Source organism: Domibacillus sp. A3M-37 (assembly GCF_024213455.1).
Taxonomy (GTDB): domain Bacteria; phylum Bacillota; class Bacilli; order Bacillales; family Domibacillaceae; genus Domibacillus; species Domibacillus tundrae.
Map to the genome: position 1 here is coordinate 21,497 of NZ_JANAVL010000001.1, position 18,080 is coordinate 39,576.

The window sequence follows — 18,080 nt, forward strand, 5'->3', positions numbered from 1 at the left end:
ATTGAGTTTTCATACTCGTCTGATTTTGTGAAATGCACAATCATTTTTTTTACGCTATAATTTTAAGCGTGCACGAAAACATAAGGAGGGATTCATTTGTCTTTGCTTCATTGGGCCGTTCTCGCTCCTTTTATAATGGCCGTATTCGTTCCTGTTTTGCGAAAAAAAGCAGCGCTTATACATACAGGCTGGTTTGTTCTGATCTTGCCGATCGTTTTATTTGGAACATTTCTTCAATATCTTCCTGTCACGATGAATAACAACTCTGTCATGCAAACAGCATCCTGGATTCCGTCACTCGGTATCAATTTTACCGTGTATATGGATGGCCTCAGCCTTCTGTTTGCCCTTCTCATTTCTGGGATTGGATCACTCGTTGTCTTGTACTCAATCTACTACTTGTCCAAAACGAAAGAAAGCCTGCACCATTTTTACGTGTACTTGCTTATGTTTATGGGCGCAATGCTTGGCGTAGTTTTGTCGGACAACGTTATTACGCTGTACATGTTCTGGGAATTTACGTCCATTTCGTCTTTCCTGCTGATCGCGTATTGGTATGATCGTGAACGTTCTCGCTACGGAGCATTGAAGTCAATGCTGATCACTGTGTTTGGTGGACTCATGATGCTTGGCGGTTTTCTCGTTTTATCTATTATGGGTAACACGTTCAGCATTCGAGAACTTGCCGCTCAGGCGACTGAATTAAATGAACATCCCCTTTTTTTACTGGCGATGATTCTAGTTCTGCTTGGGGCCTTTACAAAGTCAGCACAGTTTCCATTTTATATTTGGCTTCCGGATGCAATGGAAGCGCCGACACCGGTCAGCGCATATTTACATTCCGCTACGATGGTTAAAGCAGGTATCTACCTCGTTGCCCGGTTCAGCCCGATTTTCGCGTTTTCCGGGTACTGGTTCTGGATTGTTGGGACTGTCGGCTTGTTTACAATGGTATGGGCGTCCTTTAACGCAGTGAAGCAGACCGATTTAAAAGGCATCTTGGCGTTTTCAACAGTGAGCCAGCTTGGGTTGATTATGTCCCTTCTCGGCATTGGAGCGGCGTCGCTTCATTTCGACTCGCTTGACGACAACATATTCACCACAGCGGTGATTGCTGCCATTTTCCATTTAATTAATCATGCGACATTTAAAGGAAGCTTATTTATGGTCGTCGGTGTTATCGACCATGAAACAGGCACGCGGGACATCCGCAAACTTGGCGGATTAATGAGCTTCATGCCTATTACGTTTACGCTGTCGGTCATCGGCGCATTTTCAATGGCGGGACTGCCGCCATTTAATGGATTTTTAAGCAAGGAAATGTTCTTCTTGTCCATGGTGCAGCTGATGGAATTGAATTTATTTAATATCGATACGTGGGCCGTTCTCTTCCCTGTTCTCGCCTGGGTCGGAAGCGTATTTACATTTATTTACAGCATGATTATTGTCTTCAAAGTGTTTACGGGAAAATTCCAGCCGAAAAAACTGGAGAAAAAACCGCACGAAGCACCGGTCGGTATGCTCATTTCGCCGATTATTTTAGCATTGCTGGTTGTTGTATTTGGCTTGTTTCCAAACTTGCTGTCCTACAGCTTGATTCAGCCGGCGGCCGCGGCGATTGTGCCGTCCATTATTCCACCGGGCGAGCAGCTGTATGTGAATATTTATTTCTGGCACGGTATTAATGCTGAGTTATTAATGACAATCGGCGTCGTTGCTGTTGGTATTCTTTTATACAAATTTATGCCAAAATGGGTACGTGTGTATGAGTATTTTCCTGGAAAAATCACGCTCAACCAGTTTTATAATGCTGGGCTTTACGCGGCTGAGCGTGGGTCAAATGCGATTACAAATGCCTATATGACCGGCTTCATTCGCACCTACCTTGTGTACATTTTTGCTTTTTTCATCGCAGCGCTTGGCTTTACGATGTGGGCAAAAGATGCGTTTCGCTATGACGCTTCTGCAGTGGCACCGATCGGATTGTATGAAGGCTGCTTAATCATTGTGCTTCTTGCCGCAACACTGACTATTTTAATGGCGAAGTCACGCTTAACGTCCATCATTTCGCTTGGGGCGGTCGGATATACTGTATCACTATTTTTTGTCATTTTCCGGGCACCGGATTTGGCGTTAACACAGCTGGTTATTGAAACGATATCAACTGCATTGTTCCTGCTTTGTTTTTATCATTTGCCAAAGCTGTCGCGCCATGAAGAAAAACGACGCTTTCAGGCGGGCAATGCAATTATTGCCGCGGGAGTCGGTATCATCGTCACACTGCTTGGCATTTCAGCGCACAGCTCGAAGTTTTTCGCTTCGATCAATGAATACTATATCGAAAATACGTATGAAAAAGCGGGCGGCGAAAATATGGTCAATGTCATTCTCGTTGATTTCCGTGGTTTTGATACATTGTTTGAGATTGCGGTGCTTTCTGTTGCTGCACTCGGCATTTACGGTTTAATTAAGCTTCGATTAGAGAAAGGCGGCGAAACGAATGAAAACAAATGATGTTATTTTTCAAACGGTCGCCAAAGTCGTTTTTTTTATGATTATCTTTTTTGCTGTTCACTTGTTTTTTGCGGGTCACTACTATCCTGGCGGCGGTTTTGTCGGCGGACTGCTTACGTCCGGCGCCATCGTCCTTTTGCTCCTGGCATTTGACATGAAAACGGTCCGGCGCGGTTTCCCGGTCGACTTCAAATGGCTGATCGGCCTTGGTCTTTTGTTTTCAGCTGGAACAGCAGCCGGCTCATTGATATTTAATGTGCCGTTTTTCACTCACGCATACGATTACTTTCAATTGCCGCTTTTCGGCAAAACATCGCTTCACACCGCGATGCTGTTTGATTTAGGTGTGTACCTTGTTGTCATTGGTGTAACCATGACCATTATTCAAACGATTGGAGAGAGTGAATAATGGAAATTTTAATGTGTATTGTCGCCGGTCTGCTTTTTGCGGCCGCCGTTTATTTAATGCTGTCAAAGAGCCTGCTTCGTATTATTATCGGCACTGGTCTTCTAAGCCATGGAACGCATTTAATGCTGTTGACAATGGGCGGACTAAAAACAGGGGCAGCGCCTGTCCTTGGTGAACATGCTTCATCTTATACCGATCCGATTCCGCAGGCACTTATCTTAACTGCGATCGTTATTAGCTTCGGTGTGACGGCTGTGTTTCTCGTCATTGCCTATCGGGCCTATCAGGAGCTTGGAACCGACAATATGGAACAGCTGAGAGGAATGGAAACGGATGATTAATTTACCGATTTTGCCGATACTCCTCCCTCTTCTTGCGGCTGTTTTATTAATGTTTTTGTCAAAAAGCGTGAAAGCGCAGCGAATTGTTTCGGTGATTGCTTCAGCTGCAACCGTGGCTTCTGCATGGACTGTCATGCTGAAAGTCAAGTCAGAAGGTATTCAAACCGTTGATATGGGCAGCTGGCCGGCTCCATTCGGTATTACGCTTGTGTCAGATATGTTGAGCATCCTGCTTGTCCTGACTGCTTCCGTTATCACGCTTTGCGTCGTGCTTTACTCGTTTCGATCGATCGGAAGCGGGCGGGAAGCTTTTTACTATTACCCAATCGTTCAATTTTTGCTGCTCGGTGTGAACGGGTCGTTTACGACAGGCGATATTTTCAACTTGTTCGTATTCTTCGAGATTATGCTGATGTCGTCTTACGTATTAATCGTGATTGGCGGCACAAAAGTTCAGTTGCGGGAATCGATTAAATACATTTTGGTGAATGTAATTTCATCAGCCATTTTCGTTATCGCGGTTGGCTATCTGTACTCGGTTACCGGTTCACTGAATATGGCGCACATTTCATCGCGCATTTCAGAAATTAATGACGAACCAATCATTACGGTACTAGCAATTCTCTTTTTAATCGTCTTCGGCTTAAAAGGCGGAATTTTTCCGCTTTACTTCTGGCTGCCAGGTTCATATGCCGCGCCGCCTGCTCCGATTCTTGCGTTGTTCGGCGCCTTGCTGACAAAAGTCGGTGTCTACGCGATTTTGCGGACGTATACGCTGTTCTTTTACCACGACCAGCCGTTTACGCATGACATTTTGGCATTGCTTGCCCTGCTCACAATGGTGGCTGGTTCGATTGGGGCATTAGCGTATAAAGACGTGAAACAAATCTTAATTTACAACATTATTATCGCTGTCGGTGTTTTATTATTCGGCATTGCCGTCATGACTGAGGAATCGATTGCGGGCACCATTTTCTATCTTGTTCATGACATGATTATTAAAGCTGGTCTGTTTTTGCTTGGCGGCATCATGATTTACATTACGGGCACGTCTGATTTAAACAAAATGGGCGGCTTGATCCGCCAGTATCCGTCTCTCGGCTGGACGTTTCTCATTGCATCATTTGCACTGGCCGGCATTCCGCCATTGTCCGGATTTACCGGTAAACTGCTGATCGTTCGGGCAGGATTTGAAACAGGCGAATATGTTGGGGCTATCGTTGTGCTCCTATCGAGTCTTGCTGTGCTGTATTCGGTTGTGAATTTGTTTATGGACGTCTTTTGGAAAAAACCTGAAATACCGCTGCCTGAAACAAAGAAACAAACTGCTTCTCTTTTTATCCCAGCCGCGGCACTTGTGATTCTTTCTGTTTTGTACGGTGTTGGAACAGAAGCTGTTTATCCTTATGTGATGCAGGCTGTTGAAGCACTCATCCATCCGGAAATCTACATTGATGCCGTATTGAAGGAGTAGATGGTATGGCTTTTCAAATTTTATTAAATGTCTTTCTCGCTTTCCTTTGGATGTTTTTACAAGTGTCTTTCAGTGCACAGACATTTGTTATCGGGTATTTGCTTGGATTGCTCGTTATGCTCGGCATGCGCCGCTTTTTTAGCAGCCATTTTTATCTGCACCGTGTCTGGGCGGTCACATACTTGTTTCTTTTGTTTTTAAAAGAACTAATTAAAGCGAATATTGACGTAATAAAACTCGTCCTTCGCCCTAAATTGAACATCCGTCCAGGTATTTTTGCGTTGGAAACTGAATTGAAATCTGACTGGGAAGTGACACTGTTGGCGAATTTGATTACATTGACACCCGGCACGCTTGTTGTGGACGTATCGGCTGACAACAAAACCCTTTATATTCATGCCATCGATATCGGTGATGTATCAGAAGCAGTTGACAGCATTAAAAATTCATTTGAAAAAGCGATTATGGAGGTGAGCCGCGGATGATTGAAACGATTTTGCAAATTTCCCTGCTGCTGCTTGCCATTGCTATGATTGGCTTAATTTATCGTCTGATCAAAGGACCAACTGTTCCGGACCGTGTTGTAGCTCTTGATGCAATGGGCGTCAACCTTGTGTCGATGACAGCGGTATTGTCGATGCTGCTTGATACGAGCAACTATTTGGACATTATTTTATTAATTGGCATTTTGGCGTTTATCGGCACTGTTGCGTTTGCAAAGTTTTTGGAGAAAGGCGAGGTGATTGAATATGACCGTGATCAGTGAAATTGTCATTGCCTTGTTTTTGCTCACAGGAGCGTTTTTAAGCCTTGTGGCGGCCTTTGGTGTTATTCGCCTGCCAGATGTGTACACACGTAATCATGCGGCGTCTAAGAGCGCCACTCTCGGTGTTATGTGTATCTTGCTGGCAACGTTCCTTTATTTCTTAGTGAAAGATGGGCTGTTCAGCTCCCGCCTGCTGCTCGGAATTGCTTTCTTTTTTATCACCGCACCGGTTGCCGGCCATTTAATCAGCCGTGCTGCGTACAATTCCGGTGTGAAAATGTGGGATCAAAGCGTGCGGGATGATTTGAAAGATAAAAAATAGGTAACAAAAGAAGGAGGCTGTCCAAAACGGACAGCCTCTTTCTTATTCATACAAAGTGTGATCTTTATCGCCATTTTCCTGATAAATTGTTAATATGCCTTCATGCTCTTTTACATATTCTTTTGCTTCGCTTAAAAGAGATTGTTTTGTTTCTTTTGATAAAATGGCACGCTTGCCGTTTTCTTTTTGCAATACCCACTGGTCATTTTTATGCTTTACTTCATAACGCGGGCGTCCCTCATTATTTTTCCCTTCAGAACTTCTTGCCCGGTCGATCGCAATGGCAATGGACCGCCCTTCTTCATAACCGTCGTCAAGCAGAGCATTTGCAATTTCAATGGCTTTGTTTCTGACGTTGTCCGGCAGGTTTTTCATCGAATCCGGGTAATCATTTTTGCTCCAGGGCATCGAATCACTCCTTTTTGGAAAGTGTTCCCGCCTGTTAAAAAGCTCAAACGTTATTTTTTCTTTACGACCGCAACCGTGCAGCGTGACAGGCAAATGAGCGCTTCGTCTTCATCTCTAATCTCGACGGTCCAAACATGCGTTGATTTTCCTTGATGGACAATACTCGCTGTTGCGGTGACAATACCTTCACGTTTGGACTTTAGGTGATTCGCGTTGATCTCAAGACCGAAACAGAGTTCAGTTTCAGAGTCGATTAAAACGGCTGATCCGATGCTTGCGGCTGTTTCAGCGAGCGCTACCGATGCGCCGCCATGAAGAAAACCGAATGGCTGACGTGTCCTCTCGTCAACGGGCATTGTCATGACCACGGTTCCTTTCTCCACTTTTACGGTCTCAATTCCTAATGAGGCAATAAGTGTATTTTCAATGTTAAAGTCCATAAAAACCCTCCCTTTACAAAAAAGGTGCCTCATGCGTTGAGGCACCTTTTCTCATTATAAAACCATTGCGGCAATCCATCCAAAAATAAGGACTGGAATATTGTAATGAATAAACGTCGGGACAACGGTGTCCCAAATATGATCATGCTGTCCGTCCGCATTTAAGCCGGATGTCGGGCCAAGCGTACTGTCTGATGCTGGGGAACCGGCATCACCAAGCGCCCCAGCTGTTCCAACAAGAGCAATCGCCGCCATTGGACTGAAGCCTAATTCAAGCGCCAATGGGACAAAGATCGTGGCGATAATCGGAACGGTTGAGAATGATGACCCGATGCCCATTGTCACAAGCAAGCCGACGACAAGCATAAGGAGTGCACCAAACGCTTTATTGCCGCCAATTGCATCAGCTGAATTTTGAACAAGGGTTTCTACGTCTCCTGTCTCACCCATGACGCTTGCAAAACCGGATGCTGCAATCATAACAAATCCGATAAAAGCCATCATGCGCATCCCGTTCGTTAACAAATGATCCGCTTCACTCCAGCGAATCGCCCGGAATACATACAGAACTACGATCCCGGCAAGAGCGCCAAATACCATTGAATCTGTCGCCAATTGCGCAGCAAGAGCCGCCACAATGGCAATTCCTGATACGATAAGGCCAAAGGAATTATATTCCGCTTTGTGCGCTTCTGTTTCAACCGGCACCGGCAAAAGAGATTCATTGTATTCACGCGGTTTCCGGTAGCTGAAAAAGACCGCAATTAACAAACCGATAACCATTCCAACTGCAGGAAGAACCATCGCTTTTGGCACTTGATCGATGGCGACTTCAAGACCGCTTTCCGTCATATTTGTCGCGATAATTTCGTGGAAAATCTGGCCAAACCCAACCGGCAGAAGCATATAAGGCGTCACAAGACCGAAAGTCAAGACAGAAGCTGTTAAACGCCGGTCAATCCGCAGCTCATTCATAATTTTCAAGAGCGGTGGAATTAATAGCGGAATAAACGCGATATGAACCGGCACGACGTTTTGCGAAAAACACGCCATGATTAAAATGACAAATAAAATAAGAGCTTTCGGCAATTTTTTTGAGCGTGCTTCTTCTTTATCTCCAATAAACTTTAAAACAAAATTAACAAGCGCTTCCGGCAGTCCCGTGCTTGACACCGCAACCGCAAACCCACCCAGCATCGCATAGCTGAGTGCGACATTGGCCCCGCCGCCTACGCCTTCTGAAAACGCGGCAATCGTCCCGTCCATCCCAAGCCCGCCAATCAGTCCACCAACAAGTGCTCCTGTAATAAGAGAAAAAACAACATTGACACGGAGCAGGCTGAGGACGAGCATAATGAGAACCGCCATTATAACTGCATTCATTATCTTTTATACCTCCAACACTTTAATTTGCTAAATCACTAAAGAACCGATTAAAAGATAGCAAATTGCCTGTCCGCTTGTCAATATACTTTTCCAGTAAATAAATAGGCGAATTATTCAGATTGGTCTGACAGCGCTAAAATCGCCAGTGTCCGTGTCATAACCCCGGGTGTTAATTCAGCACTGCCGGCAATATCGAGATGAACCCACGGCGTATTTTCTGCAAACTCACCGATAAAGCCGCCGCCCATAATGGCGTGTCCATTACGCCCCGGTGAATTATTCAAATCCGCCACATCACTGCTTCGAATGCGTTTTTTATCGTATTCTGTAAGCGGCAGCTGCCAAATCATTTCCCCTGCTTCACGAGAGGCTTCCAGCACCTCTTCAAAAAACGGCTCATTGTTTGTCATAGCTCCTGTTTTATCTTTGCCAAGCGCAATCACAACTCCGCCAGTCAGCGTGGCTACGTCCACAATTTTTCCGGCACGCTGCTGTTTGGCATACGTGATCGCATCTGCCAGAACGAGCCTGCCTTCTGCATCGGTGTTTTTTACTTCAATCGTTTTGCCGGACAATGATGTAATGACGTCGTCAGGTTTAAATGCGTTTGCGCTGATCACATTATCTGTTGCCGGAATGACTGCCATCACCGGACGGTCCGGCTGCAGCTCACCGATAATTTCCATCGCGCCAAGTACAGCAGCTGCTCCGCCCATATCTGTTTTCATGCCGACAATGCCGTCTTTCGGCTTAATGGAATAGCCGCCTGTATCAAAGGTAATACCTTTTCCGACAAAGGTAAGCACGTCTTCCCATGAATCTGCTGGATTGTATTTGAGTGTAATCATTTTTGGCGGTTCCACCGATCCTTGGGCTACCGCTAAAAAAGCGCCCATGCCGATTTTCTCCATGTCCGCGCGTTCCAGTACCTCAAGCTCAAAACCATATTGATCGGCCAGTTTTTTTGCATGCAGCGCGAGATCTGCTGCTGTCATCATGTTTGGCGGCGTCGCGGTTAAGCGGATAGCGGTATTTGTGCCATCCGCCATCGTTTTTCCTACTTCACACGCCGCTTTTATTTCCACCGGATCCCCTTCTGTATACACATCAATTGTTTTTAATTGTTTTTCCGGCTCATTCCCCGGGGTCCGGTAGCCCGTATACTCAAAACGCGCCATAAAAAACGCTTCGGTTAGGGCTTCCGCCGCTTCAACAGCTGTTATGTTTTCGGTTACGAATGAATCGAGTACAACGGCGATTGATTCCAGTCCGTACTGCTTTGACTGTTTAGCGGCTTTTTTAACCGCTTTATGGATCGCATGAAAGTCCGCTTCTTTTTCCTTGCCAAGTCCTGCTGTGACAATCCGCTTTGCCGGAATCTGGCCAAGCGTCGGGACAACAGATGCGCTTTCTTTTTTCGCAGAAAGGTCCCCGTTTTTCACTAACTCCGTTAACTGCCCTGAAAAAGCGGCATCCAGCGGTTCCAGTACCCCTTCAAATTTCAATGGTTTGTCATACAGCCCGATGAGCAGCGCATCCGCTTTTGTTTTTATGAATGGTTCTTTTTTGATTGTAAACATCTTCATCACCTCACATGTTATTATAGTGGAAAATGGACAGGAGTGTTGTTGTGAGGATTGTATCAATTTGCCCAAGCAATACGGAAGTATGTGAATATCTCAACATCGAGGACCAGATCGTTGGCGTAGATGACTTTTCCGATCTAGATCGGGTACGGCTTGGACCGGATTTATCTATTGATATGGACAAGCTGAAATCTCTTAAGCCTGACATCGTGCTGGCATCACTCAGCGTACCGGGAATGGAGAAAAATGTGGATTCTCTAGAACGGCTTGGCATTCCGCATATTGTAACCAATCCGCATTCACTTAATGATATTGGTGTGTCAATTGAGCAAATTGCCGGGGCATGCGGGATAGATGGAAAAGATGCCCGAAGCAGGTGGATACGCTCGCTCCAATCATACAGGTCGCGGGAATGGGCAGACCGTACGCGTCTTTACTGGGAATGGTGGCCCAAGCCCTTGTTTACTCCGGGAGGCGCAAACTGGCTGACTGAAATAAGCATGTTATGCGGCGGAATCAATATATTTTCAGATTATCCTGAGCCAAGCGTGCAAACAGATTGGGAAATGGTATTGGAAAAACAGCCCGATATTATTTTGCTGGCGTGGGTTGGAGTCATGACGGAGAAAGTGAATACAGATGTCGTAAAAAAGAGACCAGGTTATGATGAAACACCCATTTTTGTGATGGAGGAAAAAGATTTTTGCCGGCCTTCACCAAATCTGCTGAAAGGTCTTGACAAACTGGATCAATTATTAAACAAAAAATAAAACGACCTTGAGCAGGTCGTTTTGTTAAAACATTTGATAGCCTTTTGCGCGCAGCAGGCGCATAACGAATCCGCTCGCAACGGCGCCTAGTAAACCACACAGCAGAATCGTAATGTCTACTGGCTGCAAACCTGTGATTCGATCACCGAGAATACGAAATGATTCTCCTGCGTTGAATAAATAGTCAAATGAACTAATGCCGTCTACAATAGCAATGGTGACGAGTGGATAAACAAAAGCCATAATCCACGTCATCCGCAGCAGCATGTTTAATATAAATCCGATGCCGAAAAACAGCACGAAAAAGAGCAGCGCTGACACGAGTACAGTTGCGATGTGCATGAAGCGATTCCCCCTAATTGTATACTTATAAGTGTACTGAACACGCTTTAAAAGGTCAATGAGTGAAAATGTGACAATAAAACGTATAAAGGTTCAAAGGCTGGAACACAGCGTCCTGCTGCAATGCTTTGTGACCTGCACCTTACGGGCCTAAAAAAACACCGGATACGAGGGGGATACGTATCCGATGCTTTATAAAGGTATTTCCTTATTTAAAAGGAAATAAACTTTCCCATCATAGTATAACCATTTTTGTTTATTTTTATTATTATCTTAATTTTCTGATAAATTGTCAATCTCAAATAAAAAACCGATAGGACGTGTAGCCAAATTGCGGACCTGGATCTGGAATGTCCTGGCAGGCAAGTCCCGCCTTTTCAAACAGCTGAATAATGCTGCGAAGAAGAATCGATGTATCTACACTTTTTTCAAGCTCATCCGTCCTCATCCACTGTGCGTCAAGCAGCTCTCCCGCGTTCGCTTCCGGTTCTTTTTCTTCATTGAGTGTCATATGAAAAATAATCATCGTGTCACTCACATCGTTTTGGATGACACCTGACCGGATGCCAGCGACGCCACATACAGATGCTTCAATGTCGGTTTCTTCTTTTACTTCCCGAACAGCAGCTTCGTCCGCCGTCTCCCCCGCATCCACAAAACCGGCTGGCAGCGACCATTGCCCTTTTAACCCGCCATATGATTTTTTCACGACAAGCCAGCGCCCGCTGCTGTCAATCACAACACCAGCCGCCGCGAGCCACACTTTTCCCCTCTTCATAAAATGCTTCCTTTCTGCCAATCAAAAAAGGACCTCTTCGAAAAGAGGCCCTTCTGATTTTTTACAGGATGTTGAATTTCCCTTTTTTCAGGACGAGTGAAGGGCCGCCGATCATGAAGAGCGCACGGTTGTCAATCATTTTCTTCATGAATGACGCTTTTGTACCCGTTAATTTTTTATCGAATACAACGCCAATTGCATCGTCGTCACCAAGTGAACAAACTGTTCCTTTAAGATGAGGAGTGAACGTTTCGAGACCTGTCTCCCCTTTCACCAATTTCACAAGGTTACGTGCAACTGTTTCACCTTGCTGCATCGCAATTTGTGCTGTTGGCGGGTACGGACGGTTAATTTCTTCATTGATGATCAATGAGCAGTCGCCTAGAACGAAAATGTCTTCCTGGTTTGGCGCACGAAGATCCGGATTGACTTTCACGCGCGCACGCATGTTTTCAATGCCTGATTTTTCGATAATGCTGCTGCCGCGGACACCTGCTGCCCATACGACTGTGCCAGCTTTAATTTCTTCTGTTTCATCTTCGCCTTTTGCGACGATGATACCTGTTTCTGTTGCACCTTTAATCGGTGTACCGATTTTAAACTCAACGCCTTTTTTCTCAAGCTGGGCAACGGCGTATTTGACAAGCTCAGGGTCAAAGCCCGGAAGAACCATCGGCGCTGCCTCTACGCAGTAGATGCGTACTTTTGAATAGTCGATATCGTATTCTTTGCAAAGTTCAGGAACTCGGTTTGCAAGCTCACCAAGGAATTCGATGCCTGTAAAACCGGCACCGCCGACGACAAATGTCAGACGCTCGTCTTTTTTCTCTTCTTCGTTTGCATATGTCGCAAATTGGAATTCAATATGATCACGCAATTGACGAGAAGTGTTTACGTTTGAAATCGTGAAAGCGTGTTCTTTTAATCCTTCAATGCCAAATGTTTCAGACTCGCCGCCAAGTGCGACAACGAGGTAATCGTAATCAACTTCGCCTGTATTTAAAATAACTTTCTTTTCTTCAGGTTTAATATCCTGTACTTCCGCACGGATAAATTCTACTTTGCTGCGGTTGATGACTGCATCAACATCGTAGCGTACGCGATCGTGGTGCATCGTGCCTGCTGATGCTTCATGAAGCCACGTTGTTTCATAGTGGTAATCATTTTTGTTGATAAGCACAATATTCGCTTCGTCTACAGATAATGCTTTTTGAAGACGTGTTACAGTAACAAGACCGCCATAACCGGCGCCCAATACTACAATTTTCGGCTTTCTCACTGTCATCTTTATCCACCTCTATTAAAATATTCTCGCAAAGAATGTGATACTCTTCACGTATGATTGTAAAAAAACATCCTTTACTATGTCACAAAATGGTAACAATGTGCACAACTAGCTTTATCATAGACGTTTTCGGTCCTTTTTTCAAGTTATTTCAACAAGAAATTTCAAATGAGACTTCCCTTCATGAATTCTGTAAAATAAGAAATGATAAAAAAAAGACGGCTTATACATCGTCTTTATGACCTGCTTTACACAGGTTTAAAAAAAGGGGGATTTTGAGTGACAGACATTACGATTATTGGTGCGGGTCCAACCGGCTTGTTTGCCGCTTTTTATGCAGGTATGCGCGGCTCCTCCGTAAAAATCATTGAAAGCCTGCCGCAGCCGGGCGGCCAGTTGTCCGCTCTGTACCCGGAGAAATTTATTTATGATGTAGCAGGTTTTCCTGCTGTTCGCGCCCAAGAGCTCGTCGACCGGCTCGTCGAGCAAATGAATCGGTTTCCGGTTGAACTTTGTCTTGAAGAAGCCGTTCAAGTTCTTGAAAAACAGCCGGATGGAACGATTCTTCTGCAAACGGACAAAGGAAAGCACGAGACAAAAGCAGTCATTATTACAGCTGGCAATGGCGCTTTTCAGCCGCGCCGCCTGGAAATTGACGGCGCAGACACTTTACCCAATGTCCACTATTTCATCAACGATCTGTCCTCGTTTGCCGGACGCCGCGTCGCTGTCCTTGGCGGAGGCGACTCAGCTGTAGACTGGGCAATGATGCTTGAAAATACGGCAAAAGACGTGACTATCATTCACCGCCGCGACAAATTCCGGGCACATGAACATAGTGTTGAACTTTTGCATGAATCGCGTGTTAATGTCATGACGCCGTTTGTCCCTGTATCATTTGATGGCCAACATCTTCAGCTTGAAGAAGTAAAAGGCGACCGGACTGAAAAACTGGAAATTGATGATCTCGTTGTGAACTATGGATTTATTTCCTCACTCGGTCCAATGAAAAACTGGGGGCTGGAAATTGAGAAAAATTCGATTGTGGTTAACTCCCGCATGGAAACAAACATTGAAGGTGTATATGCGGCGGGTGATGTGGCAACATATGGTGGCAAAGTGAAACTGATCGCGACTGGATTCGGAGAAGCACCGACGGCTGTCAACAATGCAAAATCGTACATTGACCCGTCTGCGAAAGTTCAGCCGCTGCATAGCACTTCCTTGTTTTAATTTTTTTACCACGGGTAAACTAAAGGTAAAAAAGGGTGGTCAACCATGCATGTACTTGTCATCGGCGCAGCCGGCACAACAGGACGGCTCGTTGTCCAAAGTCTCGCGGAGAACATTCAGCATCACGTAAAAGCGATGGTGCGCAAAACCGATCAGATGACGGATATGGAAAAACTCGGAGCCAAGCCTGTACTGGCAGACTTAGAGCAGGATTTCAGTTATGCGATGAACGACGTAAATGCCGTTATCTTTGCGGCAGGTTCCGGTTCCTCGACCGGACCGGATAAAACAACCACTGTCGACCGGGACGGGGCAATTAAAGCAATTGATCTTGCTGTTTCTCATGGTATTGAACGGTTTGTTATGCTCAGTTCAATGGGGGCAGACCGGCCGGATGCAGGCCCGGAGTCCATGCAGCATTATTTGCAGGCAAAGCACGATGCAGACGCCCATTTGATGCAAAGCGGACTGACCTATACAATTGTCCGGCCGGGAGTACTTAAGAATGAAGCGGCGGCCGGCAAAATTGAAGCGGCCGCACAAGTCGCCGGCCGGACAAAGTCGATCGCGCGGGCTGACGTCGCGGAAGTACTCGTTCAGAGCTTGCTTGCTGAAAAGACTGAAAGCCGTATCTTTGAAATCGTAGAAGGCGATGTACCCATTGGCGAAGCGCTAAAAAGAATATAGATACAGGAAAACCGGCCGCCTGCGCACGCCGGTTTTTTGCTGCTCGTTTCGCGACCAAAAAAACCGCCCGGCGGCGGCCGGACGATTTATCTGCTGGTTAAGCAGCAGGTTTTTGCGTTTCTTCTCCTTCTGAATCGATCCATTTCTTCACATTTTGGACGCCGATAATCTCGACTTCCTGCTTTGTATCAATTTGAACTTCTTTTACTTCTGCCCCGCGCAAATCAATGACTTGTCCTTTTTGAGGAGTCGAGATAATAACGGTATTGTGTTTTAGCCCTGCTCCTTGAAGCGTTGCAGAATGCTTGACGACAATGCCTTTACTGAAACGGGCTCCTTTATCAAATTCCAAATGGATTCCCGGTTTCGCGACCACAAATTGTTTCTTTTTCAATGCTGGTACATAGACAATATCTTCTTCTACAACGTCATCTGCAAATGTCGTCCGAATCACAACCGGATCGTGGTCACTTGCACGACCGTGCTCTTCCATGAATTGTGAATTCATATGAGCAATATCCACTTCTGTTGAAGGCGCCATGTTGTTTGTAACCAAAATATGATCAAGTACTTGTGCATTTCCTTGGTAAGAGTATGTGAAACGCTCATCTGCCGGCACTTTTTCGATCATATTTGTCAATTCAGAACCTTTTAAAATTGACAGTGATTCAGTAAATTCAAAATCATTAAAGTCGCCAACAAGCACTACGTTCGCATCAGGATCAGCTGTTTTCACATCCTGGACGAACCCGTTGACAACGGCGGCAATTTGCTTTCGCTGCACTTCACTGCCCAAATATGGAGGCTGGTTTTTTCCGAATAACGGCTCATCTCCACCTTTAGAATTAAAATGGTTGGCGACAACGATGACCTTTTCTCCGTTAAATGTAAATTGTGCGGCAACCGGCTTCCGGCTGTCTTCAAACGCCGCGTTGTCCGGATCAATCCGGCCCGGGTTCAACGTCAGCTTTCCATCTACGTATGCTGCCGCTTCTGTTGCCGTTCCTTTTGTGCCTTCAGCAAGTGAAACTCGTTCGGGGTTATACAAGAAACCAACACGGATGTTTCCACCTGGCTGCCCCCCATCCATTTTATCTGCCGGTGCAACATCGGTGTATACATACGTTGGTCCGCCAAGCGCTTCAATGGCAGCAATTAACGCAGCCGCACTTTCTGAAGCATCTGTCGTTCCGGAATCAGCCGGCCCATCGTTATCCTGCACTTCTGTAACACCGATAATATCCGGTGACTTCATGCCGTTTACGATTCCGGCAGCTAACCGGTTCGTTTTATCTGCTCCTGAAGCAGTTGAAAAATTTTCAAGATTATAAGAAGCAATTGTCAATCCGTCTTCTGTTGCGGTGAGTGTTGTTTCTTCACCTGTTAAACCGCCATCATTCAGCTCTGGTACTTCATCGACAAGCACTTTAAAGTTGCTGTAACCGTAGCTGACCACACCAGTTACATTGCCATTAAACGAATCACCTGTTTTCGCAACAAAATCTTCATCATTTAGATCAAGGTGAATACGCTCCGGGTTGTAGTCATCTGCTGTAATACGCAGTGCGCCGGCTGTTGTATTTGTTTCAATGTTATTCGGTACAACCACGACTTCCCCGTAGTTTTGCGGCGCGACGACTTTCGGATTGTTCACTTGAATGAGCATGCCCTCCACACTTTCGAAAAAGTCAATGCCGTCTTGCGCCGGATCAAACGTCCCCAGTTGGTCATTGTCGATCACTTCCGTCGGCATCATTCGGTCTTCATTGACAATAACCGGTTTTGGCAAGACATAGCTGGTTTCTTTTTTCGTTATAAGAGAAGCGTTAATTTCCGTGACAGGAAGGTCGGTCTGCAGTTTTTCTGAATAGCCTTCAAGCACCCATTCTTTCACGGTGCCGTTTACGCTGACAAGGTCGCCTTTTGATAAGCCGTGTGCCTGTTTATAAACAAGAATCCCTTCAGACGTATTTTCATCGTTATCCGCTTCAACACTTTGCATATAGAAGTTGCTGCTGTCCACAATATGCGTTACAACACCTTCCACATTTTCGACTGCCAAGTTGCTGTATGGAGACGTATGACCTACTCCTTGAATATCATGAATACGAACGATATCTTTTTGAATCACATACGTAAATTCAGAAACGGTGCTGTCCGCTAATCCATCTTTAAATGCTTTCGCTTTGATCTTTTTATTTTCGTCGATAACAATCGGGTCTGAAAAAAGCGTACTTTCTTTTGCTGGTTCCGATCCGTCTAATGTATAGCGAATTTCCGCACCCTCTGTCGGTGAAGCAAGAGAGACGCCTGTTCCCGCTTCTACTACACCCGCCGCCGGATTTGCTGTCACGGCTTGAACAGTCGATGAATCAGCTTCAATATCTTCCGTACCGCGTGGAATTAATTGATAGACGTTATTGTAGGAACCTACTACACCTGTAATAGAATCATAGTTTGTATTTACAGCTACCAATGCTGCATCTTGCGGTCTGATTTGAAATTCATTCCCGTCTTTATCTGCTGCTGTATAGTTGCCTCCTGAAAAGCTGGCGACCGATACATTGTTTATTTTAACGAGCGTTCCTTCAGCAGCTTCTGTTAAATCAGCGGCTGTCACAGTCGACGAAGCCGGCATATCGCCGCTGCCCGTGACCGTAACCCCATCTGCTTGAACTGCAATTTCAAGCAGGGAATTATAATCGTCCATTTTTCCTTTTGCTTCAATGATATCACCGACCGCCACATTCGTGCCGGAGCCATACAACACGATTCCGGCTGTCTCATCCTGGATGTACACGTTGTTTCCAAAAACAGCCGTCACCGTGCCGGACGTCCACACATCAGTGCCTTCCGCTTTTTGACGGACTGCTGAAATCGATTCTTTCACAATGTCAACCGGCTCTTCAGGTTCTTCTATGCCGTCATCATCCAGCAGTACGACAGACGTAGGGGATTTTAAGCCCGGCACAGTAAAATAAGGTTCTAGAGAGCCTGTCACTTGAACTTTTTTACCAAGATTATCTGGGTTTTCTGCTAAATTAATGCCAGTACGAAAAGACGTTGTCAGCTGTACCGGCATGATTTTAGCCGGATCGGTTTCTCCTGCTTCGTCAGCGATGCCAATATTAGTGTTTTTATATCGCTCAGGATCTGTCGTATAATTACTTCCTGACAAGGCAAAACCAACAATATATCCTTCGACCGTCGCTGTCCCCGTATTACTGGCAATCGCTTCTGCAACTGTTATAGAAGCTGCACTAGCCAGTGTCTGAAATGGAAGCAGTGCGCCAATGACGAGTACAAGAGCAAATAAAACTTGTCCAATCTTTCTCATAA

At 45.5% G+C, this 18,080-nt stretch carries 18 protein-coding genes; 10 read left to right on the plus strand and 8 right to left on the minus strand.

Features of this window, described 5'->3' with window-relative positions; genetic code table 11:
* Positions 1 to 96 precede the first annotated feature (96 nt).
* From NLX67_RS00130 to mnhG, 7 genes are read left to right on the plus strand one after another with little or no spacing between them, the layout of a single operon-like run.
* Positions 97 to 2,514: a Na+/H+ antiporter subunit A gene (locus NLX67_RS00130; RefSeq protein WP_254309901.1), complete on the plus strand. Its 2,418-nt coding sequence runs from the start codon at positions 97 to 99 to the stop codon at positions 2,512 to 2,514.
* Positions 2,501 to 2,923 (plus strand): Na(+)/H(+) antiporter subunit B, encoded by a 423-nt coding sequence (locus tag NLX67_RS00135; protein ID WP_069936669.1) that lies wholly within the window; start codon positions 2,501 to 2,503, stop codon positions 2,921 to 2,923. Before NLX67_RS00130 ends, NLX67_RS00135 begins: the two co-directional genes overlap by 14 nt.
* The gene (locus NLX67_RS00140; RefSeq protein WP_254309902.1) at positions 2,923 to 3,264 is read left to right on the plus strand and encodes a Na(+)/H(+) antiporter subunit C; all 342 of its coding nucleotides are present in this window, start codon (positions 2,923 to 2,925) and stop codon (positions 3,262 to 3,264) included. Before NLX67_RS00135 ends, NLX67_RS00140 begins: the two co-directional genes overlap by 1 nt.
* Entirely contained in the window at positions 3,257 to 4,738 is a 1,482-nt protein-coding gene (locus tag NLX67_RS00145) for a Na+/H+ antiporter subunit D (RefSeq protein ID WP_254309903.1), read from the plus strand. The genes NLX67_RS00140 and NLX67_RS00145 overlap by 8 nt, the downstream gene beginning before the upstream one ends.
* Positions 4,739 to 4,743: 5 nt before the next feature.
* Positions 4,744 to 5,223, plus strand: coding sequence for a Na+/H+ antiporter subunit E (locus NLX67_RS00150; protein ID WP_254309904.1), 480 nt, complete (start codon positions 4,744 to 4,746; stop codon positions 5,221 to 5,223).
* Positions 5,220 to 5,504 carry a Na(+)/H(+) antiporter subunit F1 gene (locus NLX67_RS00155; RefSeq protein WP_254309905.1) on the plus strand — a complete coding sequence of 95 codons (285 nt, stop codon included), beginning with the start codon at positions 5,220 to 5,222 and terminating at the stop codon, positions 5,502 to 5,504. Before NLX67_RS00150 ends, NLX67_RS00155 begins: the two co-directional genes overlap by 4 nt.
* Positions 5,488 to 5,826, plus strand: coding sequence for a monovalent cation/H(+) antiporter subunit G (gene mnhG, locus NLX67_RS00160; protein WP_254309906.1), 339 nt, complete (start codon positions 5,488 to 5,490; stop codon positions 5,824 to 5,826). The genes NLX67_RS00155 and mnhG overlap by 17 nt, the downstream gene beginning before the upstream one ends.
* Before the next feature lie 42 nt (positions 5,827 to 5,868).
* Here the strand turns inward: mnhG and NLX67_RS00165 are convergent, their stop codons facing one another.
* From NLX67_RS00165 to NLX67_RS00180, 4 genes are all read right to left on the minus strand, one after another.
* On the minus strand, positions 5,869 to 6,234 hold the full coding sequence (locus tag NLX67_RS00165; protein WP_254309907.1) for a DUF2188 domain-containing protein: 366 nt from the start codon (positions 6,232 to 6,234) through the stop codon (positions 5,869 to 5,871).
* A 50-nt stretch (positions 6,235 to 6,284) separates the two neighbouring features.
* Positions 6,285 to 6,674 carry a hotdog fold thioesterase gene (locus NLX67_RS00170; protein ID WP_254309908.1) on the minus strand — a complete coding sequence of 130 codons (390 nt, stop codon included), beginning with the start codon at positions 6,672 to 6,674 and terminating at the stop codon, positions 6,285 to 6,287.
* A gap of 54 nt (positions 6,675 to 6,728) precedes the next feature.
* Positions 6,729 to 8,057: a Na+/H+ antiporter family protein gene (locus NLX67_RS00175; protein ID WP_254309909.1), complete on the minus strand. Its 1,329-nt coding sequence runs from the start codon at positions 8,055 to 8,057 to the stop codon at positions 6,729 to 6,731.
* A gap of 113 nt (positions 8,058 to 8,170) precedes the next feature.
* The gene (locus NLX67_RS00180; protein WP_254309910.1) at positions 8,171 to 9,640 is read right to left on the minus strand and encodes a leucyl aminopeptidase; all 1,470 of its coding nucleotides are present in this window, start codon (positions 9,638 to 9,640) and stop codon (positions 8,171 to 8,173) included.
* 50 nt (positions 9,641 to 9,690) lie between these two features.
* On the opposite strand from NLX67_RS00180, the gene NLX67_RS00185 reads away from it, so the two are divergent.
* The gene (locus tag NLX67_RS00185) at positions 9,691 to 10,416 is read left to right on the plus strand and encodes a cobalamin-binding protein (protein WP_254309911.1); all 726 of its coding nucleotides are present in this window, start codon (positions 9,691 to 9,693) and stop codon (positions 10,414 to 10,416) included.
* Positions 10,417 to 10,440: 24 nt separating this feature from the next.
* Here the strand turns inward: NLX67_RS00185 and NLX67_RS00190 are convergent, their stop codons facing one another.
* The 3 genes from NLX67_RS00190 to NLX67_RS00200 all read right to left on the minus strand — a co-directional run bounded on the left by NLX67_RS00190 (position 10,441) and on the right by NLX67_RS00200 (position 12,815).
* Positions 10,441 to 10,758: a YuiB family protein gene (locus NLX67_RS00190; protein WP_046178469.1), complete on the minus strand. Its 318-nt coding sequence runs from the start codon at positions 10,756 to 10,758 to the stop codon at positions 10,441 to 10,443.
* A 298-nt stretch (positions 10,759 to 11,056) separates the two neighbouring features.
* Positions 11,057 to 11,536 carry an NUDIX domain-containing protein gene (locus NLX67_RS00195; RefSeq protein WP_254309912.1) on the minus strand — a complete coding sequence of 160 codons (480 nt, stop codon included), beginning with the start codon at positions 11,534 to 11,536 and terminating at the stop codon, positions 11,057 to 11,059.
* A 61-nt stretch (positions 11,537 to 11,597) separates the two neighbouring features.
* A complete protein-coding gene (locus NLX67_RS00200; RefSeq protein ID WP_046178916.1) occupies positions 11,598 to 12,815 on the minus strand; it encodes an NAD(P)/FAD-dependent oxidoreductase in 1,218 nt (405 codons plus the stop codon).
* A gap of 285 nt (positions 12,816 to 13,100) precedes the next feature.
* Between NLX67_RS00200 and NLX67_RS00205 the strand changes: the two genes are divergently transcribed.
* Complete coding sequence (locus NLX67_RS00205) at positions 13,101 to 14,054, plus strand: NAD(P)/FAD-dependent oxidoreductase (protein WP_254309913.1); 954 nt, start codon at positions 13,101 to 13,103, stop codon at positions 14,052 to 14,054.
* Positions 14,055 to 14,099: 45 nt separating this feature from the next.
* On the plus strand, positions 14,100 to 14,741 hold the full coding sequence (locus NLX67_RS00210; RefSeq protein WP_254309914.1) for an SDR family oxidoreductase: 642 nt from the start codon (positions 14,100 to 14,102) through the stop codon (positions 14,739 to 14,741).
* A 97-nt stretch (positions 14,742 to 14,838) separates the two neighbouring features.
* Here the strand turns inward: NLX67_RS00210 and NLX67_RS00215 are convergent, their stop codons facing one another.
* On the minus strand, positions 14,839 to 18,078 hold the full coding sequence (locus tag NLX67_RS00215; RefSeq protein WP_254309915.1) for a DUF6359 domain-containing protein: 3,240 nt from the start codon (positions 18,076 to 18,078) through the stop codon (positions 14,839 to 14,841).
* Positions 18,079 to 18,080 lie beyond the last annotated feature (2 nt).